At 32.7% G+C, this 24,764-nt stretch carries 25 protein-coding genes and 2 pseudogenes; 8 read left to right on the forward strand and 19 right to left on the reverse strand.

Annotation, left to right across the window (positions count from 1 at the left end):
* Positions 1-245 precede the first annotated feature (245 nt).
* From LQ686_RS05855 to LQ686_RS05880, 6 genes are all read right to left on the reverse strand, one after another.
* The gene (locus LQ686_RS05855; protein WP_025904726.1) at positions 246-1,817 is read right to left on the reverse strand and encodes a hypothetical protein; all 1,572 of its coding nucleotides are present in this window, start codon (positions 1,815-1,817) and stop codon (positions 246-248) included.
* An 86-nt stretch (positions 1,818-1,903) separates the two neighbouring features.
* Complete coding sequence (locus LQ686_RS05860) at positions 1,904-2,197, reverse strand: hypothetical protein (RefSeq protein ID WP_025904725.1); 294 nt, start codon at positions 2,195-2,197, stop codon at positions 1,904-1,906.
* 68 nt (positions 2,198-2,265) lie between these two features.
* Complete coding sequence (locus LQ686_RS05865; protein WP_119494623.1) at positions 2,266-3,117, reverse strand: SA0632 family lipoprotein; 852 nt, start codon at positions 3,115-3,117, stop codon at positions 2,266-2,268.
* 70 nt (positions 3,118-3,187) lie between these two features.
* Entirely contained in the window at positions 3,188-5,230 is a 2,043-nt protein-coding gene (locus tag LQ686_RS05870; protein ID WP_239733208.1) for a cation:proton antiporter, read from the reverse strand.
* A gap of 18 nt (positions 5,231-5,248) precedes the next feature.
* Positions 5,249-5,686, reverse strand: coding sequence for a GNAT family N-acetyltransferase (locus LQ686_RS05875; protein WP_107565342.1), 438 nt, complete (start codon positions 5,684-5,686; stop codon positions 5,249-5,251).
* An 11-nt stretch (positions 5,687-5,697) separates the two neighbouring features.
* The gene (locus LQ686_RS05880) at positions 5,698-6,450 is read right to left on the reverse strand and encodes a sulfite exporter TauE/SafE family protein (RefSeq protein ID WP_158258797.1); all 753 of its coding nucleotides are present in this window, start codon (positions 6,448-6,450) and stop codon (positions 5,698-5,700) included.
* Positions 6,451-6,593: 143 nt separating this feature from the next.
* Between LQ686_RS05880 and LQ686_RS05885 the strand changes: the two genes are divergently transcribed.
* A complete protein-coding gene (locus LQ686_RS05885; protein ID WP_037589281.1) occupies positions 6,594-7,277 on the forward strand; it encodes a DUF1129 family protein in 684 nt (227 codons plus the stop codon).
* 215 nt (positions 7,278-7,492) lie between these two features.
* Here the strand turns inward: LQ686_RS05885 and LQ686_RS05890 are convergent, their stop codons facing one another.
* The 6 genes and pseudogenes from LQ686_RS05890 to LQ686_RS05915 form a co-directional block, all read right to left on the reverse strand.
* Positions 7,493-8,050 carry a hypothetical protein gene (locus LQ686_RS05890; RefSeq protein WP_107565340.1) on the reverse strand — a complete coding sequence of 186 codons (558 nt, stop codon included), beginning with the start codon at positions 8,048-8,050 and terminating at the stop codon, positions 7,493-7,495.
* A gap of 15 nt (positions 8,051-8,065) precedes the next feature.
* Entirely contained in the window at positions 8,066-8,593 is a 528-nt protein-coding gene (locus tag LQ686_RS05895; protein ID WP_107565339.1) for a GNAT family N-acetyltransferase, read from the reverse strand.
* Between the two features lie 116 nt (positions 8,594-8,709).
* Complete coding sequence (locus tag LQ686_RS05900; protein ID WP_232339573.1) at positions 8,710-9,414, reverse strand: amino acid ABC transporter permease; 705 nt, start codon at positions 9,412-9,414, stop codon at positions 8,710-8,712.
* A gap of 5 nt (positions 9,415-9,419) precedes the next feature.
* Positions 9,420-10,115, reverse strand: a complete 696-nt coding sequence (locus tag LQ686_RS05905) for an amino acid ABC transporter permease (RefSeq protein ID WP_107565338.1) — start codon at positions 10,113-10,115, stop codon at positions 9,420-9,422.
* An 11-nt stretch (positions 10,116-10,126) separates the two neighbouring features.
* Positions 10,127-10,927 (reverse strand): annotated as a pseudogene (locus LQ686_RS05910) (transporter substrate-binding domain-containing protein).
* Between the two features lie 37 nt (positions 10,928-10,964).
* Positions 10,965-11,708, reverse strand: coding sequence for an amino acid ABC transporter ATP-binding protein (locus LQ686_RS05915; protein WP_103362168.1), 744 nt, complete (start codon positions 11,706-11,708; stop codon positions 10,965-10,967).
* A 192-nt stretch (positions 11,709-11,900) separates the two neighbouring features.
* Here LQ686_RS05915 and LQ686_RS05920 point away from each other — a divergent pair, with 192 nt between their 5' ends.
* Both LQ686_RS05920 and nfsA read left to right on the forward strand, forming a co-directional pair.
* Positions 11,901-13,184 carry a homocysteine synthase gene (locus LQ686_RS05920; RefSeq protein ID WP_107565336.1) on the forward strand — a complete coding sequence of 428 codons (1,284 nt, stop codon included), beginning with the start codon at positions 11,901-11,903 and terminating at the stop codon, positions 13,182-13,184.
* A 138-nt stretch (positions 13,185-13,322) separates the two neighbouring features.
* Positions 13,323-14,078, forward strand: coding sequence for an oxygen-insensitive NADPH nitroreductase (gene nfsA, locus LQ686_RS05925; protein WP_025904713.1), 756 nt, complete (start codon positions 13,323-13,325; stop codon positions 14,076-14,078).
* A 53-nt stretch (positions 14,079-14,131) separates the two neighbouring features.
* Here nfsA and LQ686_RS05930 read toward each other — a convergent pair whose 3' ends face one another.
* Together LQ686_RS05930 and LQ686_RS05935 are read right to left on the reverse strand one after the other, a co-directional pair.
* Positions 14,132-14,809, reverse strand: coding sequence for an ABC transporter ATP-binding protein (locus LQ686_RS05930; RefSeq protein ID WP_107565335.1), 678 nt, complete (start codon positions 14,807-14,809; stop codon positions 14,132-14,134).
* A gap of 2 nt (positions 14,810-14,811) precedes the next feature.
* A complete protein-coding gene (locus LQ686_RS05935) occupies positions 14,812-15,864 on the reverse strand; it encodes an ABC transporter permease (protein WP_119493784.1) in 1,053 nt (350 codons plus the stop codon).
* 180 nt (positions 15,865-16,044) lie between these two features.
* On the opposite strand from LQ686_RS05935, the gene LQ686_RS05940 reads away from it, so the two are divergent.
* Complete coding sequence (locus LQ686_RS05940; protein ID WP_025904710.1) at positions 16,045-16,464, forward strand: OsmC family protein; 420 nt, start codon at positions 16,045-16,047, stop codon at positions 16,462-16,464.
* Between the two features lie 55 nt (positions 16,465-16,519).
* On the opposite strand, the gene LQ686_RS05945 is transcribed toward LQ686_RS05940, so the two are convergent.
* On the reverse strand, positions 16,520-17,419 hold the full coding sequence (locus tag LQ686_RS05945) for a DNA-3-methyladenine glycosylase family protein (RefSeq protein ID WP_107565334.1): 900 nt from the start codon (positions 17,417-17,419) through the stop codon (positions 16,520-16,522).
* 137 nt (positions 17,420-17,556) lie between these two features.
* Between LQ686_RS05945 and LQ686_RS05950 the strand changes: the two genes are divergently transcribed.
* Together LQ686_RS05950 and LQ686_RS05955 are read left to right on the forward strand one after the other, a co-directional pair.
* Positions 17,557-18,456 carry an ABC transporter substrate-binding protein gene (locus LQ686_RS05950; protein WP_025904708.1) on the forward strand — a complete coding sequence of 300 codons (900 nt, stop codon included), beginning with the start codon at positions 17,557-17,559 and terminating at the stop codon, positions 18,454-18,456.
* A gap of 312 nt (positions 18,457-18,768) precedes the next feature.
* Positions 18,769-19,326, forward strand: a complete 558-nt coding sequence (locus tag LQ686_RS05955; protein WP_025905711.1) for a TetR/AcrR family transcriptional regulator — start codon at positions 18,769-18,771, stop codon at positions 19,324-19,326.
* A gap of 82 nt (positions 19,327-19,408) precedes the next feature.
* On the opposite strand, the gene LQ686_RS05960 is transcribed toward LQ686_RS05955, so the two are convergent.
* The 3 genes from LQ686_RS05960 to LQ686_RS05970 form a co-directional block, all read right to left on the reverse strand.
* The gene (locus LQ686_RS05960; RefSeq protein WP_048541837.1) at positions 19,409-19,738 is read right to left on the reverse strand and encodes a hypothetical protein; all 330 of its coding nucleotides are present in this window, start codon (positions 19,736-19,738) and stop codon (positions 19,409-19,411) included.
* Between the two features lie 63 nt (positions 19,739-19,801).
* Positions 19,802-21,235, reverse strand: coding sequence for a sucrose-specific PTS transporter subunit IIBC (locus LQ686_RS05965; protein ID WP_239733209.1), 1,434 nt, complete (start codon positions 21,233-21,235; stop codon positions 19,802-19,804).
* A 123-nt stretch (positions 21,236-21,358) separates the two neighbouring features.
* Positions 21,359-22,195, reverse strand: a complete 837-nt coding sequence (locus LQ686_RS05970) for a hypothetical protein (protein ID WP_119493783.1) — start codon at positions 22,193-22,195, stop codon at positions 21,359-21,361.
* Between the two features lie 151 nt (positions 22,196-22,346).
* On the opposite strand from LQ686_RS05970, the gene LQ686_RS05975 reads away from it, so the two are divergent.
* Positions 22,347-23,288: an agmatinase family protein gene (locus LQ686_RS05975; protein WP_025905703.1), complete on the forward strand. Its 942-nt coding sequence runs from the start codon at positions 22,347-22,349 to the stop codon at positions 23,286-23,288.
* A gap of 28 nt (positions 23,289-23,316) precedes the next feature.
* Entirely contained in the window at positions 23,317-24,540 is a 1,224-nt protein-coding gene (locus LQ686_RS05980) for an Nramp family divalent metal transporter (protein ID WP_107565331.1), read from the forward strand.
* A 129-nt stretch (positions 24,541-24,669) separates the two neighbouring features.
* On the opposite strand, the pseudogene LQ686_RS05985 reads toward LQ686_RS05980, so the two are convergent.
* Positions 24,670-24,764: pseudogene (locus LQ686_RS05985) on the reverse strand (IS200/IS605 family transposase); the annotation flags it as partial.

Consider the following 24,764-nt stretch of genomic DNA (forward strand, 5'->3'; position numbering starts at 1 on the left):
TTAATCTAGGAAAACGCTTACATCAAATAAAATGCATTTTAGATTATTAATAAAAATTTAAATAAAAAGTAACAAATATCTATATGCAAAAAGCGTCTGGAGCATAATCTTATGCCCAGACGCTTCATTATCGTTATATGAAATTTATTGAGAGAGAGTGCTAACTGTCAAAATTCCGAATTCTGGTAATTAGATGGGCACTCTCTTACGGACATTTCTCGGAATTCTGTCCCTAACGACACCCGTTATTGTACGTTTAATGTCGTTTTGGCTATCACGTTGCCGCCTGATAAGACTTCAACTTCTACTTCGTTGTCTGCTTCGTTTGCTATTTTGGATTTAAAATACCAATCGGTTACACCGTTTTTAATTTTTGGTGATACTGAACTTGAAACACCTGGTGCTTGTCCGTCGAACATGCCTACTTCTTGTCCGTCTTTATTTTTAATCGACAACTGGAATTTATGATTTACTAATTTCGATTCATCGACATGGACTGTTATTTGAAATTTCTCTTGTTTCTGAACGGATGATGGCATTTCAAATGCACCTTGGTCACTGTTGGATGATTGATTATTATTTTGTTCTTTTGAACGAGATGTTGTTGATTGATCAGCTTTCTTATTTTTACGGTCTGAGTTTGCACCATAACTTCCAGATGCATAAGTTGAGGAATCATACCATTTATATCCTTGTTTAGGTGTTCCCCAAGGTTCTTTTTCATTTTCTCTACTGTTCTCTGGTTGTTCAAAATTTAACAACTGCGTTTTTTCATCAAGTTGAACATTCATAGATGATAAATCTTGTTGGTCATCTTTTTTATTTAACCATTCTACAATTTGCATAATCATTTTTTGGTTATCTTCTTCTTTAAATCCATCATAAGTCTTTTTAGTTTCTCCGTTGTCTTCACGTTTATACTTTGGCGACTTATCTTCTACCATTGAAGAATCGCCTATAAATGCGCCTTTACCTTTAGATACTTTGCTCACAGCAATATATGGACCTTCATTGCGGCCACCACCATTGTATATACCTTGGTCTACAGCATGATTCCATGCATCATCTTTTGATAATTTAGGAACAAAAGCGACACCTTTTGCTTTATTAGGATCTGTAATGGCGATTGTTGAACCGGCATGCATCGATACTGCTTTAACACCTTTAGTAATTCCAAAGCTATCTTTTTCATCCGCTAAATCATCTACTTTAATGTTACCTAATGCATTGTATCTAAATCTTAAGCCAAACACTTCGTTTAAGAAATCTCTACTTTGAACATCTTTCATCTTATCTGACGAGCTTTCTTCAGCGTTCATGCCTTTTGTAGGATTATCAAAAGCACCTCTTCTATAACCGTTCATCACTTCTGAAGAATCATATCGATTAAAGTTTCTATCGGCATTATAATGATCACTAATCATTAATATACTTCCACCAGACTTCACATATTGCTCTATAGCATCTTGTTCACTCGCTTTAAGTGGATTATTAGCCTCTGGAATAACAACGACTTCATATTTTTTCATCTTGTCATAATCTAATAATTGGTTATACCCTAAATCTGTTACTTCATAGTTTTCTTTAGTTAATGCATCAGCAAAATCAGAAAAGCCACCATTGATGACCCAATCTGCACTTCCCGCTGTTTGACCATGCGCACTATCAAACAAGACTTTCCCTTTTATGTCATCACTTTTAGGTGATAATACAATTTTTCCATCTTTGCCTTCTTTCTCAGTTGCGTCATTTGAACAACCCGCAATAACAAAGACAATCAGTGTTATTAAACTCAATATCGACAGTTTAGACTTCATTATATTTCTCCTTATGTATAAAATATGGAGCGAGTGAGAAATCTTTTAAACTTAAAAGATTTCATCATCCCGCTCCGTTATGTGTTCTATGCTTTTCTAATATATGTTAGCAGTTTAATTGTTACAGGATCAGTATCATAATTTTTAAAGCCTCTAGGAACTTCAATCGTTGCATCAATCAAATCGTTAACATCATTAAAACGATATGTGACTTGATTAATATTAGATTTGCGATTAAAAATTACTGCTTCTGATGGCCAACTTCTAACCTCACCTGTTGTTGATTGTAATGTTCGACCTGTGATTGTTTCGATTTCATGACCTAATTCTAATAATGTCATTTTTCCGCCTTCAATCAGAACAAATTCTTTTTCATGCACGATGACATCCCTCTTTTCAAATAATCCTTTGTTGTTTATTCCCTAATACAATTCAATCTAAACGCGACCTATAAATCTAATTTAAATGATTTTACTTTATCAGTTGCATCATCAAATGTAGCTGTTTTACTTACGCCACCTTTTATATTGAAAGTAGCACGGTTATTTTTAAGCGCTTCATAGGCTTTTTGAGAAATTGGAATAGATTTTAAACTTTTTGTCTTTTCACCAGGCTGATATTCATCTGTATTTTCTTTAGACTTTTTCATGTACTTTTCATTATGAGAATCTGGTATAAATGATGCATAATCAGATCGTTGTTTATGACTGCCATCTTGAATAGATGCCGTATTATCATAGTATAACTTATGATTTGAAGTATTTTCAGTTAATACTTCATACATCACGACATAACCATTTTTTGCACCGTTAAAAAGTAAGACCTGTCCTTCAGGCATGTTATGCACTTGGAAAATTTGCAAATGATCAATATTGACTTTCATGCCACTGTCTTCAAATTGAAAATGTTTATCTTTAAGATCATGAATGAGTTCAACATCTCCATTTGTTGACGTTCGAATTGTATTAGGAAATGGCTTTTTTGCTGAGTCCTCTTTACTTTCAGCACTTGAAGTTTCTTTTTTGTCTGTTGAATCTTCTTTGCTATCTTTAGATTCTTCTGTATCTGATTGATTACTTTTCACTTCATCTTCAAGTTTTTTTAATTGCTCTTCTTTATCTTTAATACTTTCTTTTAACTTTTCATTTTCTTTTTCTAAAGACTTTTTATCTTTTTGATAATCTTTAGTCGATTTCTCTAAAGATTTAATTTCTTGTTCTAGATTTTTCTGTTCATCATCATTGCCACACGCTGCTAGAATAATTGATGAGCTCACCATAAGTAAAAGTGCCTTCTTCATAGGTGTCGCCTCCTATATATAGTCTTAAACATTTTACCACACAACATGTAAGCTATCTATTGAAAACAAACTATATGCTGTTACCGAGAACAATCATTTCATCATAATTAACAGATTCTCTTAGTTTGATTGCCATTGAACGACTGACTTTACCTTCTTCTGTTAACTGATTAATCATTTCTCTTTGAATTCTTAATGCGTAAATTTCCATTTCTGTATATACAGCAGTGTGATTACCTTTAAAGTAATCAGGCGTTAATCTTTCAACTTTGTTTAAGTAAGAATCACATACAATACTAATTTCAAATTCATTGTTGTCATTCATTTCTTCAGTTAATCTTTTAACAACATTGTAATGCACTTCTTTACTGATAAATCTCATCTCTTTAATATTACTTTCAATTGAAAGTGAACTTGTAGCATTAATGAATGTTTTAATTTTTCTACGTCTAATAAATAATTTCAACATTAATTTCACTTTTGTATATAATGAAGCATTTTTAAATGTTGATGAACGTTCAGTAATTTGTCTGTAGTTATCAAATGTACTTTGAGATATTTTATTTTCTTTAATGAGTTTGTCCAAAGTGTTGAATTCTGTATCAATCGCAATGCGTTGCATACGTTCTAGCTCTTTTATATCTTCGTCTTTTTCTTCATTTTCTCTTAAGAACGATAATTGCATATGATAACTACGTGTGATTTTACCGTAAATATAGCTTGTTTCTTTACTGTAAAATTCTTGTAGATTTTCTAATGCACTTTCAATTAATAAAATTTTCGCTTCGTTAAATGTTAATAAACTTTGATCTTTCGGTTTAGCTTTTGGTGTAACGAGTGGCAATATTAATTGCGCGAGTACAAGACTGATTAAAATAACACCAGTTGCGATAAACAATAGATGATCGCGATAAATAAAATCAGTGTGTTCTGACAATTTAAATGGCAACATCAATGCGATTGCTAATGAAATGGTACCGTGAACACCACAAACCGTCATAATAAACGCATATTTAAAGCGATTTGGTTTATCTATTTCTGATTCTGGCGCAATATCTTTACCCGTATTTAACATTTTAGAAAATCGACTTTCTGGTAAATAGAAATATGGATATGAAATAAGCACCCAAATATATCTAAATAGATACACTAATGCAGCTACAAATATTGTAATTCCAATAACATGCATAATTTCATGTTGTGGTTCTTCTAATATATTAATCATGACTTCAGGTATTAAGAAACCTAATAAAATAAATACAAAACCGTTTAATAAATAGCTCAGTAAATCCCATGTATGATTATATGTTACTTGCTCTTTCGTCGTTGCTTGAGCAATTCTGTCTTTTTCAACACCGTGAATTAAACCTGCAACAACTGCAGCAATAATACCTGATGAATGGAATGTTTCAGCAATAATATAAACTAGAAACGGCGTAATAACCTGGATGAACGTCAACATATTACCGTTATTAATCCCATTACGTGTTAAATAAACACGTAATTGTACAACACCATAACCAATAATAAGACCAACAATTGCGCCACCGATTGCAGTTATAAAGAACTGTCCAACTGCACCAGTTAATGAGAATGACCCACCTACTAATGCGGCTAATGCAATCTTAAATGACAAGATACCTGCAGCATCATTCAGTAAAGATTCACCTTCTAATATAGTCATAGAACCTTTAGGCAATAATTTGCCTTTCGCAATAGCTTGAACGGCTACCGCATCTGTAGGTGACACGATTGCACCAATTGCAAAACATGCAGCTAATGGTAATTCTGGCCAGATAATATGTAATAAGAAGCCTAGACCAATAACTGTTGAGAATACAAGCACTAATGCCATAGACATAACGGGTTTCAAATATCTCGCTAAATGGAAACGTGATACCGAAATACCTTCTAAAAATAGCAATGGTGCGATAATCCCTACCATAAATACTTCTGACTCAAAGTTTAATTCAACTGGAATTGGAGATAAGAATATAACAAAACCAATTATAATTTGAACAAAACTTAAAGGTATCTTAGAAATATAATGATGTATGATTGAACTTAGGATGATACCCATGATGAACCATAAGAAACCTTCAAATATGGCCATAAAATTCCTCTCTTCTGTTTAAAATAACTTTTTACGCATAATAACTTTTTCAACTTCGTAGTCCATTGATTCATTTATTTGAATCATTGTTTTATTGTGAGCATGTACTGTTGAAACGATGGTATACGCACCCATTTCTTTCGCCCACTTTTCTATTTCTCGTTTCAAAGCGGTTGCTATGCCTTTATTTCTTTGACTTTTATCAACGAGAAGGTTGTATATCTTAACTTCTCGATCATGAACATTATATTTCGCCCATATAAAACCGATGCATTTATCTTGAATTAAAGCACCTTTCAAAACACTCTTCTCATATTCAAGAGATCGCTTTATTGCTTCATATTCCAATGATGTAGCAAGCCTCAAGCTTTGATTTTCATCTTTAAATGAAGAAGCAGCCATTTCACTAATGCTATATATCGTTACGTCTTCTTCTATATTTTTTATGACAAACATTTTTACCCTACCTAATTATTTTCGATTAATAATTTAATTGCTAAAATAAATATAATAATAAACATTATGATTTTTAGTTTCTTTTCAGGTAAAGAAACTGTTAAACGACCACCTATAAAGCCACCTAGACCTGAACCAAGTGCTAAGCTTATGGCAAATGGCCAATTAACATAACCTTGAAAAATAAAAACAAAAGTAGATAATGATAAGTAAATCGTTATAACTAACGTCTTCATACACTGAACTTCCGCATAAGTCAGTCTTGGCATAATTAAATTTAAAGCTATAATAAATAAAAATCCTACAGCGGCTTGAACAATGCCACCATAAATACCAAGTGCTAGAAAAACAATAATGAGAAGTACAATTCTAAAGACAGATAATTTTTCAGATTGATTTTGCGTATCTTTCCATCTGGTAGGAATAATCATAACGATTAAAACGAGAAGCATAATAATACCTAACATGCGGTTAAAGACAGCATCCGGGAGATTTATAGCGAAATGAACGCCAATAAAAGAGCCAATAATAGCAGGCACACTTAACATCAAGCTCAACTTAACATTTCTCATGCCTTTTATATAAAACACATATAACGCTAATAAATTTTGAACTAAAATCGCAACCCTGTTCGATGCGTTCGCAACAGTTGTTGGTAGTCCAAAAAATATAAGTAATGGCAAAACAATTAATGAGCCACCAGCAGATACGATATTAATCGTTCCTGCAAAAACCCCTACTAAAAAGATAATAAATAATGTCATGATCTCCAAGACTACACCACCTGTTACATTTAATAATATCGAAAAATGAATCATCTGTAAAAAGTATAAACCTCAAATTTGTAATGTTTTATTAGAAAATACTTGTTAGAATAAAATTATTGATAACAGAAAGGAAAACGCTGATGAAAAAATCAACACGCGACCTTATAATAGAAAACAACGTAAAACGATTAAGACTCAATAGTCACGATAGAGAAGTTTACGAAAATTATATAACATACGTACGTGCAAATTTGAGCATTAATGAATATGACTCAGAGAAAATGTTGCTCAACATACTTAATCATTTATTAAGCGCCGAAAAAGACGGCATGCATGCCATGGAATTTTTTGATCACGATCCAAAAAAACATGCCGACACGATGATTAGAAATATGCCAAATAGAACATTCCAGAATATATTTAAATTTATCGGCTTACATATCCTTATTTTGTTAGGTGTATTTTCATTCATAAGAGGATTCACAGGATTCTTCACACAAGTTGAATTCACATATCTATACACATTCCTCATCACCTTTGTAACAGGATTTACAATGATTTTCATATTTATATGGATGATATTTAAAGTCGTTCAAATACGAATATATAGCGAATCCAATTGGACAACCATGATTACTAATATATTGATATTCGGGACATTAGTAGTGACGATACTAGCCTTTTATTTACCAGGCGTCTATTTACAATTAGGACCTAAAATATATACATCGAATTGGGCATATATCATACTTTCATTCATACTAACACCACTTGGTTTATATATAGATCACCACAGAAAAATAGACCAACCCGATTCAAGGTAAAAGGACAAGCGGAACAGGACAATGGAGCAGAACAAGCGGAACCATCGTTGATTATGGTTCCGCTTGTTTCATTTTATGTGGTATAAGGAAATTACTAGGCCGATAATTTATTTTATCGGCCTGGTAATCTCATTTTCGGGTCGATAATTTTATTTATCGGTCCACATATCCTACTTCTGGACCGGTATTTATTTTTATCGGTCCAGAAAGTCACCTCATATAACAAAAGTTCCTATATATAAAATTAAAAATATCAATAGTGTTTCAATATTTATAAAAATCACATTAGGTCTAATACCTTTCTTGTGACTTGTTACATAATTTATAAGGATGCCAATATAATAGACAATCGTTATGCCCCATATTAGAACAAATAATCCTATCCCATAGTCATTATTTTGAATTAAATGTATGCCTAATAGTAATAACCAAACTGATTTGATTACATTACCAGCTACCTCTAATGGATCAGATACAATTTTGAACATTTTATCTATGGTTTTTGTTTTAAACAAATTCGTATAAGCTAATAAATCACAAATCACTTGAAGGAACATCGATACACTCATCAGTATTGTAAATATCAATCCAAATACCAATACAATGCCATTTAAGTCCCCATCAAGTTTTGCATAATAAATTAAAGGAATTTGGCTAAAACAGATAAAGATTATTGTAAACATCGTATGAATAATATAGAATTTTTCATTTTTAATTAAGTAATTAGCCAATAATAACAAACATATATAAACACCCAACCCTACTACCACCATGCTACTCACCTGTCTTTAATAGTTTTCATTTACGATGGCATATAGGTAATGGTCTTTCCATTCGCCATTGATTCTTACGTTAGATCTGTTTAGTCCTTCGCGTATCATGCCTGCTTTTTCTAATACTCTAACTGAACCTATATTTGTTGGTTGTACGCCTGCTTCAACTCTATGGAATCCTAATTCATTAAATGCGATACGAATGACTTCTTTTGCTGCCAATGTTGTAATACCTTTTCCGTTATATTCTGCGTCTAATGCATAACCCATCATACAGCTCTGAATATTGTGTCTGACGACTGCAAATAAATCTATCGTTCCGATTACTTTATTATCTTCTTTATGTACAATGACATAGTGATAGCCTTTATCTTCTGTCATCTCTTGTAAATGTTTGTCTATAATTTTTCTGTAATTATAGAGTTGGTAGTCTGAATCTTTTCTGTCTGCTGCTGAATATGATTCAAATAGTGCTCTATTTCTTACATCTATATCTAATAATTCACTTGCGTCTTTCATTTCTACTGGTCGGATTTCAATCATGGTGCACCCCCGATATTTATTTATCTATTAGTATACACTTATACGCTGTAAAGTTATAAAAAAAACAAGGTCATAGTTAAAATTTCCTAGGAAATGATAATCTATGACCTTGCGCTTTAAGTTTGATATAAATACTTTCCAACTCTGTTTTCCATCTTGCCAAAAATCCATTCGAAAAAGATAGCCAAAATCCAATATATTGCACTAGCTATAATATATACTTCAACAAAACGATAACCATCGTTAGCAATAATTTGGCTGATTGCAAGTATTTCTGTTACTTGTACGACAAACGCGATTGCTGTCCCTTTAATTAAAGCAATAAATTGATTACCTAAGTTCGGAATTGCATAACCTAAAGCTTGAGGTATCACAATTCTCATAAGTATATGTCGCTTTCTAAGTCCAACTGTGAGTGCCGCTTCTATTTGTTTATCATCAACACTTCGTAAACCACCACGCATCACTTCTGTTAAATACGCAGCTGAATGTAATGTAAATACAAATAATACGATTGCTATAGGATTTATACCATCAGGATTAATGTTCAAATGCCACATTTTGTTTAACCACTCTATGACTACAGGCGTCCCATAATAAAAAGCAAACAACTGAACGATGAGTGGTGTCGATCTGAAGAACGAAACAAATATGACAATAAGTTGGTTAATAACTGGATACTTAGCTTGTCTTATTAATGCAAAAGCAGTACCAATCACTAAACCAATTACCATACTGACAACTGCTATTAATAACGTTGTTGGTACACCTTTTAAAATATCTCCAACATGTTCGTACATAAAAGGAAAATCTATCGTCAAATTGCTCACCTCATTTGTTCAGTTTGATATGGAATATTGTATTTCTTTTCTAAAAGCATCACGATAAATTCGACTATGATACAGATAACCCAGTAAATGATACAAATCGCGAAATATACTGGAAACATGCCTAGTCCGTAGTTATTACCGATAATTAAATTTACTTGTCCCATCATATCGATTAAACCGATTGTAAACGCTAATGATGTGTCTTTAATCAGTTCTATAACTTGATTACCGGTGTTTGGTAAACTATTTCTAAAACCTTGTGGAATAATAATTCTTAATAAAATTGTACGATCATTAAGACCGACTGTTTTCCCTGCTTCAATTTGTCCTTTATCAACTGAGTTATATCCAGCTCTCATCACTTCTGATAAATATGAACCAGTATGCAGCGTGAATGTCAAAATAACAAAGAAAAGTCTACTAAAATGATTAATATCAATGTACACCCACTGCAATATGATCGGTAACGCAAAATATACTAAAAATAGTTGTAATATAAGTGGCGTACTTCTAACAAAGGATACATATAATTTTACGATTTGGGATAGTGCAGGTACTTTTTTGATTCTAATAACTGCTAATACTAGCCCCAATATCATCGCAAATAAAAGAGAAAGAACGGTTATTAACAATGTAATTGGTAGTTTATCCAGTATTTGCACAAACAAATCTGGCCAAGTAGTTGTTCCCATATGTCTCCTCCTTATAAGCGGTCTTTAATATCATTTAATGACTCTTTATCATCAAATATATTAAATCCAAACCATTTTTTAGATAATTCCTCTAGCGTACCGTCTTCTTTTAACTCTTTAGTAGCTTTGTCTATATCTTTTTGTAATTGCGTATTTTTCTTATTATATAAAATATGAACAGATTCTTTTGAAACAACGCCACCAACTTTTACATCAGCATTGAGTTCTTTTTGAATTGCTTGGTAAGTTGTTAAGTTTAAGAACATGGCATCTCTTCTTTTAGATTCAATCATTTTGAAATTCTCACCATTTGAAACTTTATGAATTTCATCAATGTCGATTTGATTATTATGTGTCTTGTTGTAACCTGTTAAGATTGAATATAATCCGCCACTTGGTGACATAGGCGTCAGTCTTTTATGTTGTAAGTCATCTAAAGTTTCAATATCATTTGTATCGTTATGTACAATAAGCGTTGTTAAAGAATAAACATAGGGTTCTTTTTGATATAAGAATTTCTGCTCTCTTTCAGGCGTTTTGAAGAACCAATTAATACCCATATCAAATTTACCAACACCAATACCAACAACGTTAGATTCTTCTTCTCCAAATTCATATTGGAAATCATACTGTGGTAGTTTCTTTTCAAGTTCTTTCATATAATCCATATCGTATCCGACTGGTTTATTATCACTATCTGTATATAAATAAGGCGGATTAACTTCTGCAGATAAAGCTACTTTAACTACTTTTTAACCGTTATTTTCTTTCGTGATTGTGCCGCAACCAGATAAAGAAATGATGAGCATCATCAAAATCAATAATTTAATATACTTCATTCTTTACCTCCTACAATCCGACTGGTGTTAAACGACTTAAGAATCTTCTCGTACGTTCAGACGCTGGATTATCTATAACGGCTTCTGGTGTTCCGCTTTCAATAATTTCACCTTTATCCATAAACACAACTTGATCAGATACTTCTTTCGCAAATTGAATTTCATGCGTTACAATAACCATCGTTCTACCTTCGCTTGCGATTTCTTGAATAATATTTAACACACCTTGTACAGATTCCGGATCAAGTGCTGAAGTTGGTTCATCTAATAACAATACTTCAGGTTCGATACTGAGTGCTCTCACGATACCAACTCGTTGCTGTTGTCCACCTGATAATTGAACAGGATAAACATCTGCTTTATCATCTAAAGATACTTTCTTAAGATATTTCATAGCTTTCTCTTTAGCATCTTTCTTCTTCATTCCTTGTCCGTATATCAAACCTTCTGTAATGTTTTCTAAAATTGTACGGTTTTTAAACAAATTATAGTGTTGAAAGACCATTGCAGATTGACTTCTTAAGCGCGTAACATCCTGCTTTTGATAATTTTCTACATCGAACTTACAATTCCCGAGTTCGATTAATCCTTTATATGGTGTTTCAAGCATATTTAAACTTCTTAGTAGCGTCGTCTTCCCCGATCCACTTGGTCCAATAATTGTTGTGACGGTTCCTTTTTCTTGTTCAAAATTTATATTTTTCAAAATTTCTTGTGTACCAAATTTATGATACAATCCTTCAACTTTAAGCAAGTCATCCACTCCCGAGCGTAATAATATTTTGAATTTATCATAACTATTCTTATAAGTAAAGTCGGCTTTAAATAAAAAAATGCTTTTTTAAAGGCTTTATGAAATTTTCTTATCTTTTAACTCGGATTTAATTGAATTTTTAAAATTGTCTGACTATAATGACATATATATAACTTAAGGAGGTATTTATTAATGACACAAGAAAATTGGAATAAAGAGACATTAGCAATTCACGGTGGTCAAGTACCTGATCCTGTAACAGGTTCTACAGCTGTACCTATTCATCAAACAACTTCATATACGTTTAAATCTACTGAACATGCGAAGAACTTATTCGCTTTAGCTGAAGAAGGTAACATATATTCTCGAATCATGAACCCAACAAATGATGTATTCGAGAAACGTATCGCTTTATTAGAAGGCGGAATAGCAGCATTAAGTGTTGGTAGCGGTCAAGCAGCCATTACATTGAGTATATTAAATATTGCAGAAAGTGGCTCTGAAGTAGTCGCATCTACTAACCTATATGGTGGTACATATAATTTATTTGCTGTAACTTTAAAGAAATTCGGCATTAAAGTGCACTTTGTAGACCCAGATGATCCAGCAAATTTTGAAGCAGCAATCAATGAAAATACGAAACTTATTTTCGCTGAAACAATTGGTAACCCACGTATCGATGTATTAGATATTGAAGCTGTTGCTAAAGTTGCACACGATAATGGTATTCCATTAATCGTCGATAATACATTTGCTACACCTCACCTACTACAACCAATTAAATTTGGTGCTGACATCGTTGTCCATTCTGCGACTAAATTTATTGGTGGTCATGGTACATCAATTGGTGGTGTGATTGTAGATAGTGGTAAATTCAACTGGGATAATGGCAAATTCCCTGGATTAGTTGAACCTGATCCAAGTTATCATGGTGTATCTTATGTCAATGATGTTGGTGCAGCTGCATACATTACGAAAGCACGTGTACAATTATTGCGAGACATTGGACCAGCACTTTCTCCATTTAATGCACAACAATTCCTAATCGGACTTGAAACTTTACATTTAAGAACAGAACGTCATTCTGAAAATGCTCAAAAAGTTGCAGAGTTTCTAGAAAATCATGAAAAAGTAAGCTGGGTTAATTATCCTGGTCTTAAATCTAATCAATATCACGAACTCGCAACTAAATATTTACCCAATGGCCAAGGTGCTATCTTAACATTTGGTGTTAAAGGTAATTCAGAAGCTATTCCCGAATTTGTTGAAGCACTGAATTTATTTTCATTATTAGCAAACGTTGGTGACTCTAAATCACTTATCATACATCCAGCAAGTACAACACACCAACAATTAACATACGAAGAACAACTAGCATCAGGTGTTACAAAAGACTTAGTACGCTTATCAGTTGGTACAGAATCTAGTGAAGACATTATTAAGGATTTAGAACAAGCGTTAAATAAAATCAAATAAGTTTCACTTAATAAGCGTTTAGGATATCATATAACATCCTAAATGCTTATTTTTTATTTAAAGCACCTTATATGAATATTTTTAATATTTTTGATAACATTTATATATCATAAGTATTATAAAGGAGCACTGAACACAATGAATCAAAGTGTATTTGACTTAACTCAACAGCACCGATCTGTTAGACAGTTTAAAGATGAACCTCTTTCTAAAGAAACTGTAGAAAAATTAGTAAAAGCAGGACAAATGGCTTCAACTTCAAGTTACGTTCAAGCTTATTCTATTATTGGTATTACAGACCCAGAAATTAAACAAGCATTAAAAGAAGTATCAGGGCAACAACATGTTGTCGATAACGGTTATTTATTTGTGTATGTGATAGATTATTACCGTCATAGTTTAATTAACCAAGAAACACAAGGTAATATGCAACCTAGTTTTGAGTCAGCTGAAGGCTTGCTAGTTGGTACGATAGATGTTGCACTTGCTGCACAGAATGTAGCTTTAACTGCTGAAGATATGGGGCTAGGCATTGTTTATTTAGGATCATTACGTAACGATGTTGGTCGAGTAAGTGAGATATTAAACTTACCTGAGCATGTCTTCCCACTATTCGGTATGGCTGTCGGTGTACCAAGTGATGACGATCAAGGTTCACCTAAGCAACGTTTACCATTTGAACATGTCTTCCATGAAAATCAATATAATGCCGACAAAGAACAACAACTCAATCAAATTAAACAATATGACAAAGACATACAAGAATATTATGAAAAACGTACCCAAGGCAAGCGCTCAGAATCTTGGTCAGAACAAATTAAGAATATGATGAGCAAAAAAACAAGACCAGATATTCTAGAAAAATTAAATTTAAAAGGATTTATTAAAAAATAATCATACAAAAAGCGACTGTGAGATGATTAACAATCTCCAGCCGCTTAATTTAATTATGATACTTGTTCCTCAATTCTTCCGTCACTTAATTTAATCACTTTATCTGCAAATTCAAATATTCTTTCATCATGTGTAATCATAATACCAATTGAATTATTTTCTTTCACACTATTTTTAATCATTTTTGCTACTTCTATTGCACGTTTTGAATCTAAACTTGCAGTAGGCTCATCTGCCAAAATCATTTTTGGATGATTCATCCAAGCTCTCATAATTGCAACACGTTGTTTCTCCCCGCCTGACAATTCATTTGGATATGATTTAAGTCGATGAGATAAACCAATTTGTTTTAATAATTTTTCTGCTCTTTCTTTAGCATCTTTTTTACGCATACCAGCCATTTCACCAACATAAACAAGTTGATCTGTAACATTTAAATATGGTATTAAGTGTGATGATTGAAAGATAAATCCTATTTGATTCAATCTCATATCTGTTAATTTTTTATCTGATAAGTCTACATAATCTAAATCGTCTAAAGTTATTTCTCCTGAGCTTTTGCCAAGTAATCCACCAATAATAGAAAGTAATGTAGATTTCCCTGAACCAGAAGCGCCATTCAAAATAACAAGCTGTCCTTTTTCTGCTGTAAATGTAATGTCATTTAATACTTGTGTTTTTGCTTCATTTTCTCCGAATGATTTTGTAACATGTTCAACAACTAATCCCATTATTATTCGCCTCCTATAGCTTCAAGTGGTTCGATTTTTGTCACTTTAATCAGTGATAATACGGCGCCGATTAATGAAACAACGATGAATACGGCTACCATTAACATCATTAAGTTTACGTCAATATAGAATGGCATTGAAACTGGCATCACACTGTTGATGATAAATATAACGGCAATGGATAAGACCACGCCCGCTAATGTAATCATCAGAATTTGCAGCATTAATGATGCGATAAGTGATATGTTTTTTGTACCGATTGCTTTTAAAATACCAAATTGGCTTGTTTTTTGAATTGTCATAACATAGAAGAATGCCGTAATAACAATCGCTGAAATAACGAATAAGAATACAATCATCAAGTTCAATGGTTGTTGTTCTGCGTTATAACTTGGAATGGCATTTAACATGTCATCTTGTGAAATGACTTTAACATTGTCTACGTCGTTGATTTCATTTTTTTGATGATCATTCAAGTTGTCATATGCAATGACTGAAATATGATGACCTTTCAACGCATCCATGCCATTTTCATTTACATATGCCATAGATGTATGTGAGAACATGATATTATCTGCGAATCCTGAGATTCTATATGATTGATCGCCTTCTGATAATTTAATTTCGTCCCCTACTTTAAAACCTTCTGCTTTTAATTTTTCATTCAATAACACTTCGTTTTTATTTTGAGGTAAATGTCCTTCTGTTGGTTTCGGTTTAATGTTATTTGTCATTTGTGTAAACATTAAATCTGTTTTCCCACTTTTAGTATCAATTTTTTGCATTGCTGTTTTGATTGTGTCGCCTTTAGCAATTGTATTAACAGCGTCATCAGTTTTCGTCGTAATATTAGACTGACTCAAGTTATTGTCAGCATCACTGGCAATTACGTAAGTACTTTTATTCCATTGTTCAATTCCCGATACGTTCTCTTTAGCTAACCCTTGTGCTAAAGCTGATATAAATAACACTAAAAATGCTAATAAGAATAAAATTAATGTTACGAGTAGATATTTAAATTTGTAATAAGTAAGCTCTTTGTGTGCTAGTTTCATGTCTATCCGTTCCTCTCTCTTTAATGTATATACATATCATAACGAGGCAATATGAACTGAATATGAACAAAAAGACATAAAACAAATTTTTTTATTTTAATGAATGATTATGGGAAAGACGATTTACTAGTCTATATTATTTGAAGTTGATACAATTTAAAAAAAGAGGAGGAGAGCTTAATGATTAAGTCTACTTGGCAAGGTAAGAAAACTTTTAAAGCACAATCCAAATTTGGCCATGACATCATCTCTGATGCACCAACAGAATCAGGTGGAGATGACAACGGTCCATCTCCTGTTGAACTTTTGCTAAGCGGTTTAGCTGGATGTACTGGAATTGATGTTACTAATTTAATGAAAGAACGTTTAGCACAAGTTACCAAATTAGAAATTACTGTAGATGATGAAAGAGAAGATACAACATCTCGTGCAGTGAAACATGTCACATTAATCTTTGATGTTGAAGGTGAAGTGGATTTAAAAAAATTAAAGCGTTCCATAAAACTGAGTGTTGAAAAATATTGTACGGTTGCACATTCTTTAAAAGCAACAATTGAACCAAAACTTATCTTTAATGGTGAAGAACAAACTTTAGACTAAAAATTAAGAGTTGGATGAAATACCCTATTTATCGTAGAGATTTCAATCCAACTCTTTAATTTTGAATATGTGGTGCTCGCCATATATAAAACGTTGCATAAGAACTCCACTCATGCCAACCTTCATTCAAACTTAACATTTGTTCTTTAGATGGTTTCTTATCTAAATTCAAGATGTCTTTCAATGCGTTTTGTAGCCCAACATCCCCGATTGGAAAAGCATCCTGAACACCTAACGCACGCATCATAACATAATGTGCTGTCCATGGACCAATCCCTCTAATTTTAATAAGTGTACGCTCAATATCATTTGTATCTTCAATATCCAACAACATGTCTTTAGATAACATTTGAGAATGCATTCTTTTCGCAATATCTATTAAATATTCTGCTTTTCTTCTTGAAAATTTCAAATCCATCAACTCTTGTACAGAAACATTTGCAATCACTTCAGTTGTAGGATGGATGTAATAAGCTTTATGATTATACGTAATTTTCTCTCCATAAGTTTGAACAAGTCTCTTTTTAAGTTGGTATGCAAATGTTAAATTAATTTGCTGTCCAATTATGCCCCAGGAAATAGCTTCAAATAAATTAGGAATTCTAATCAATCTTAAACCATATAATTCCTGGATTAATGGTTTTAATATTTCATTTTTTCTACCATATTGGTAAAACGATGATAAATCTGCTGAGAAATCGAACCATTCTTCTATATATGCAATTATTTTTTCAGTAAGTGTAGGATTTACAGAAACATCATTTAAAATCTCAACAATTAAGTAATGGCGATGATAATAAATACACATCAACAGTCGCTCGCCATCTAAATTTATCGCACGATAAATTTTATGATCTTCAACTTCAAATAACACTTCATTCTCATCTCTTTTTAAATAATCTAAGCATTTTTCATAGTCGAATATTTTGGGACATTCTATTCTAATTTCATGCACGAGACATCACCTCCATCGTTACAGTTTATTATCCATTATTAACAATTTATAAACAAATTTAAAATAAAAAAATGGATACTATTTAACAAATTAACATGATATAATTGAAAGTAATTATCAATTAGGAGAGAGAAAAAATGACAAAAAAATTACTTGTATTCCTCGCTACATTGTTACTTGTATTAGCAGCTTGTGGCAACAAAGATGATGACTCATCTAAAAGTAAAACTCACAAATATAAAACAGATGAAGGAAAAACAGTTGAAATTCCTAACAATCCGAAACGTGTTGTGGTATTAACAACTAACCAAGGTAACTTCCAAAAACTTGGTGTTGATCCAGTTGGAACAGATGCTGATTTCCCTAAATCAAAGTATGTTGACGATAAAGACGGGAAACGTGTTGGTTCTGAAGATGTTGAAGCTGTTACAAAACTTAAACCAGATTTAATCATTACTTATAATGCTAATCCACAAATTAAAAAATATGAAAAAATAGCACCTACTGTACCATTCGACCACAGTAAACGTACTTTTAAAGAAGTACACATTGAAATCGGGAAATTATTAGGTAAAGAAGATCAAGCTAAAGAACAAGTTAAAGAATTAGAAGATATCATGGCTAAAGACGGGAAAGAAGTTCAAGACAAAATTGGTAAAGACAGCACAGTTTCTATCATGGAAGTTGGACCTAAAGAACTTACATTAATCGGTAAGAACTTTGGTAGAGGTTCAGAAGTCATTTATCAAGGATTTGGATTCAAACATCCAGAAGCAGCACAAAAAGACATTCCTAAAGAAGGTTGGTTAACAACTTCATTCGAAAACTTTAATAAATACACTGGTGATTATTTATTAATCCCAACTGAAAATGGAAAAGCACCAAGTTCTTCATTAACTAAAGGTAGCATTTGGAAAAACACACCAGCAGTTAAAGAAGATCAAGTGTACTACTATCCAAGAAATGAATTTATGTATTCAGATCCAATTTCAATCGAAAAACAATCTAAATACTTCAAAGATATGTTAACTAAATAATAAAGCAGAGACTAGGTCATACTGACCTAGTCTCTTCTATTATATATGTTGGTCTTGTGAACACTTCTGCACAAACTTGTTCATAACGGAGTTGTTAGTTACAAAACTACTGAGATTTGTTACTATGGACAGTCTTAATTACAAAACTCGGCCGAAGTGTTACTAACACACTCGTTATTTGCACTTCTCACCAAAACTGCTAATAACAACATGCTCGCCTACAAAACTCATATCAACAATACCTCACAACCTCCCTATTTGCATTTCATAAATTTTATGCATACACTGTATATTAAAGGAGTGGAATTAATTTTGACTAAACAAACGGATTTACGTGTGATTAAAACTAAAAAAGCACTCACAGAAACTTTAATCTCGATTCTTAAAGAGAAAAATTTCTCAGAGATTACTGTAAATGAAATTTGTCATGCATCTCTTATACATAGAACAACATTTTACAAGCATTTTATGGATAAGTTTGATCTCTTACAATATGCATTAAGCGAATATACGAAAGATTTCTTTGAATTAGATTTATACGACCGTCTACATCATCCTTTTCAATCGATGGAAAAGGCATTTATCAGTGAGTTAAGTGACGTATTTGAAAAACAAAAAGATAATAGTGATACTGCATTTATGGATGAAATTGCTAAGTACTTTATTGAGGTATTCAGCAAAGATTTTAAAAATAATATCGATATGGTTTCAACACCAGAGCATTTACCTCAATCTTTACTACCTTTTATTTACGCTTCTAATTTAGCTGGTATTATACATTGGTCAAAGTCCACAAATAATGATTTAGACTATGAAAAGCTTGATAAAATTTTTAACGAAGTCAATATTATTGGATTGAATAACAGTTAATCAATTTCATCATTTGTATTTAAAAAAACCTTTCAATTTAGACCTGTTATGGTCTTCATTGAAAGGTTTTTAACGATGTTATTTATTGTTGAACAAGATTGTTAACGTAATCTTTGAATGCTTCTTTGTCGCCTTCTTCAATATCTATCATTGCAACTTTTCCTTGAGGGAATTCAATAAATAATACACCTTTATCTTCTATTGTAACGGCTTTGATATCTTGATAACTAAATACTCTTTTATAAGGTTCACCGTTCATATCAACGCTCATAATGACACGTTCGTTTGTTGTAATATATGCCCCTTTAAATTGGCTTTGTTCGCCTACTTTATAAATAATTGTTCCTAATACACTTGGACCAACTTTTTCTGTAGGATATAATTCGTTTTCATCAATTTCATTTAATTTCATGTTCAATACCTCCATTTAATAACTACTTCTATTGTACGAAATAATGAGAGGTCATAACAAATATTATGATTGCACATCTCTATATGCTTTTCTTCTAGATAATACAATTGTAACAACGAATGCGACAACAATTGCTATCGCCATACCGATAATATAGTTAAACCAACTACCTGGAGCTATAGAAATAAATCCTGGTAATCCCGCTGTACCGAGTGCAATAGCTTTTACTTTTGTTGCAGCTACATAACAAGAACCAACACCTGATCCTATAATCGCACCGATAAATGGATAACGTAATTTTAAGTTTATACCAAACATAGCTGGCTCTGTAATACCTAACAATGCAGAAATACCTGCTGCTGAAGCAGTACCTTTCATTTTATGATTCTTCACAATAAAGAATGCTGCAAGTGTTGCTGCCCCTTGTGCAACGTTAGACATTGCTGCAATTGGGAATATAAATGATCCGCCTGTATTTGCTTTGTCTGCAATCAATGTTGTTTCAATAGCGATAAAGCTATGATGCATGCCAGTAATAACAATTGCTGCATATAATAATCCAAATAATAAACCACCGATTGCACCACCTGTTTCATATAACCAAGTTAAACCGTCAGATAAGAAAGTTCCTGCAGTTCGTGTAACTGGTCCAACGACTAAAAATGTAACAAATGCTGTAAAGAATAATGACAGTAATGGTGTTAATAAATTATCTAAAGTAGAAGGAATGACTTTTCTAAATCCAATTTCTAATTTAGCAAGTATGTAAGATGCGACTAATATAGGTAACACTTGTCCTTGATAACCAACCATTTTGATAGAAAGTCCAAAAATTTCCCACGTTGGGATTTCGTCGCCTTTTACTAAAGCTTTAGGATAATCATAACCATTCATTAAACTAGGATGCACAAGTATCATACCAAGTGCAGCTCCAAGAAATGCGTTTCCTCCAAACCGCTTCGCTGCACTAAAACCTATTAGAACTGGTAGAAATACGAATGGTGCATTAGCGAAAACATTAATCATATTAGCTAAACTTGCAAATTGACTATGTACATCAATAAATGACGCTTTATCATAAAATAAATCTTTAGCTGTCAAAATATTATTAATCCCCATTAATAAACCACCTGCTACAATTGCAGGAATAATCGGAACAAATATATCTGATAACATTTTTACAAATTGCTGAATCGGGTTTAATTTCTTAGTCGATTTTTCTTTTACTTCTGATGTTGTAGATGCCTCTAATCCAGTTAAAGATTCCATTTCCGCAAAGACTTTGTTTACCGTTCCAGAACCTATAATAATTTGGTATTGACCACCGGTTGAGAAAGTCCCCTTAACAACATCCATATCATTTAATTGGTCTTCATTTACTTGAGACTCGTCTTTTAATACAAGTCTTAAACGTGTGGCACAATGCGCAATAGCTTCAATGTTATCTTTCCCACCTATTGCTTCAGTAATATTCTGAGCTTCCTTTTTATAATTCATTCATTTCACTCCTTATTTATCCCGTTCTTTTTGGTACCGGTACCAAAAAGATTCAAAAAAATATATTAACATGTTCTGATTGTAATCGGTTCCATTAAAATTGTCAACGCTACGAATGTAATTTTACTGATTTAAATTAATATAACCAGCTCTAATTTTTTTGCCATTTTCATTAAATGATTCAACATAACCATCTTCACTAACATTGTATGACCCTAGTAGTTTGCCATCTTTACTTGAATATGAAAATCCAAACACGTCACCTTTCTTCTTAGGTTCTTTCCAAATGATATGATCTGTTCCATCTTTATCTATACCTTCAAACGCTTCTACTGCATCAAATACGTTATCTCTCGTAATGGTTGTTTGTTGATTATCCCTTGAATTTTCAAACTTAAAGTCATCTGGAAATTGCATGATATATTGAATATTATCATCGTCATTATTTCCTTTTGTATATACAACAACTTGGTAGCCGTTATGATTCGTCTTGTTATAAACAACAAATGAATGTCCTTGTCTCGTTCTTAAATCTTGTGTTGGTTCACCATGAAAATCTACAAAGTCTTTGTACGTAACGTGATTACTAGGAACGATACTGAATTGTTTAACTGGATAACCTTCACTCAAATAATACATAACCATAAAGTTCCCATAAACATGCCCTTCTCTTCCTAAAAAATTACGTACTTCTTCTTCATCTCCATATTTAGATTCTATTTCTGTCTTGTCCATTGTCTTCATTAATCCTTTATATCCCGTAACATGGTTTTCATTCATATAATGATCAGAAAAATCCTGTGATAAAACATTAATTTTTGGCGTTTCTTTTTTATTTTTATGTTGTTTATTATTGGATTTCGAAGATTTTTGATTGTGATTTTGAGGATCTCCTATTGTGATACTACATCCTGTTAAGAGCAATATAGCAGTAATCATCCATACACATTTATATATCATGATTATAAATCCCTCCAATCATTTTAAGTAAAATTTAATTAATATATTAAAATTAATATTCCCTTTTTCAAAAATAATATTCAGAAAAGTTTGAAAACGAATGATTACTTTTATATAATGTGAATAAATAATTGAAAGGAGAACTTTTACAATGACAGAACGAATTTATGGCAATACACCTTGCTTTTTAGGTGGTAAAAACTTAACAAAAGAAAAAGATTATTCCACAGACGTTCTCGTATATGGCGTCCCTTTCGAAGGACCTTGCACTTGGGGAGATTATACAGGGTGTGAATTAGGACCGAAACAAATTAGATTATCTTCTGCTAGATATAGCGGATATTTACCTGAATTAGATCATATAGATGTACATAAGCATTTATCCATCGGCGATGTAGGTGATGTTTCAACTGTACCGCATGATGTTGATCAAACGGTTCAGAACATTGAAGCATTTGCTGAAGATTTATGGAAATCTAATAAATTTTTAGTTGGCTTAGGTGGCGACCACGGTATCACCTATCCAATTTTAAAAGGATTAACGAACACCGGGAAAAAAGTAGGCATTATTCATTTAGATGCGCACTATGATAATATGCCTCACTATGAAAATGAACAATTTGCGCGTAATACACCTTTCATGAGGTTATATGAAACAGAAGGCATTCGAAACGAAAGCTTAATTCATACTGGTATTCATGGACCTCGTAACCAGCCTGAAACGGGACAATTCGCTAAAGAAAATGGTGCGGTTACTATCACAATCAATGAAATTAAAGAAACATCTGATTTACGTCAGTTTGCGCGTGATATTTATGCACAAGCAAGTAAAGATGTAGATGTCGTTTACTTAACGATCTGTAGTGATGTACTTGATTTCGCTTTTAATCCAGGTGGACCTGTTGATGGTAATGGTTTAACAAGTTATGAACTTTTAACAATGATATACGAATTTGGAAAGTTAGGTCTTATTGGTATGGACTTTGTTGAAGTTTATCCAATGCAAGATGCGAATCAGAACTCTGCTCACTTTGTATCAACTGCTGTACTTTATGTATTAGCCGGCCATATTAAGTATTTAAACAAAGTTTAATGCCTTACAAACGAAGGGATGACAAGATATGACTGAAAAGAGAGAAAGAAGTAAGTTTAGTATTTTTGGTCCCGGAATGATTATTACTGCATCATTTGTTGGTCCTGGTACCGTTACAACCATGACTCAAGGTGGTGCAGGATTTGGATACAGCTTACTCTGGGCAGTAGTCTTCTCAATCATCGCAACGATTGCACTTCAAGAAATGGTTGCTCGATTGGCGCTTGTTACAAATGAAGGTTTAGGAGAAGCTATACGGGATATTTTTAATCACCAATTACTTAAACTCATCACAGTTTGGTTCAGTATGATTGCTGTCGCAGTTGGTTGTGCAGCATACATATCGGGGGATTTATTAGGGACATCGTTAGGTGCTGCCTATTTACTAGGCATTCCTGAAAATTATATTGCACCTGTCATTGGTATAGTTATTTTGTTAATCGGGTTAAGCGGTAGTTATGATTTAATAGAAAAAGTTATGACCGTACTCGTGCTCATTATGGGTGTCATTTTTATAACGACAGTCATCGTCATTCAACCAGATTTCGGTGCTGTCTTAAAAGGTGCCTTCATACCAAGCATACCTAACGGCTCATTATTAACAATCATCGCACTAATTGGTACAACAGTAGTACCTTATAATTTCTTTATCCATGCCAGTTCTATACATGAACGATTTAATGGTATAAAAGATTTAAGAATTGTAAGAATCGATACAATTGTTGCAATAGGATTAGGTGGACTGATATCTGCTGCCATACTAATTACAGCAGGTACACTCATCCACGGGAAAGAAGTCACAAGCTTAGTAGAATTATCCGAACCACTTAAACCAATTTTAGGAGACTTAGCACCTATTTTCATGAGTGTTGGCTTATTCTCAGCTGGTCTATCTTCAGCAATTGCCTCTCCAATGGGTGCCGCAGCAACAATCAGTAGTTGTCTCCGTTGGAAAGGTGGCGTAAAAAGTAAAAAATATAGACTCGTGTTCGCAATCGTCATTTTCATAGGTATCATCACTTCTTCACTCGGATTCGAACCATTAGAAGTCTTACTCATTGCACAAGCATTAAATGGCATCATTTTACCGCTCATCGCAATATTAATCTTTGTAATATTAAATAAGAAGAATATGATGGGTAAATTTGCAAATGGCATCGTCCTTAACATCATCGGACTATTTGTCGTACTCGTCGTATCATTTTTAGGTGTCTACAGTTTAATAGATGCTATACAAAGCTTTATAGGATAAATCAAAACCACCCGTTTAACGGGTGGTTTGTTCTGCGGCTATAAGCCTCTATTACTGACCATCCCTAAAAGGGCACTGAGAAGATCAGCCAAATGAACTACTTTCCCAGCAACCCTTAAAAGGGTTGTTTTATTTTTTCTTCTTTCGAGTTTCTTCCCCAGTAAAAGGATCTATGTACTCTATCATTGTTAACTGTTCTGCTACTATATCCTCTTGTAATTGAT

It is taken from the genome of Mammaliicoccus sp. J-M41 (genome assembly GCF_022385935.1).
Lineage (GTDB): Bacteria > Bacillota > Bacilli > Staphylococcales > Staphylococcaceae > Mammaliicoccus > Mammaliicoccus sciuri_A.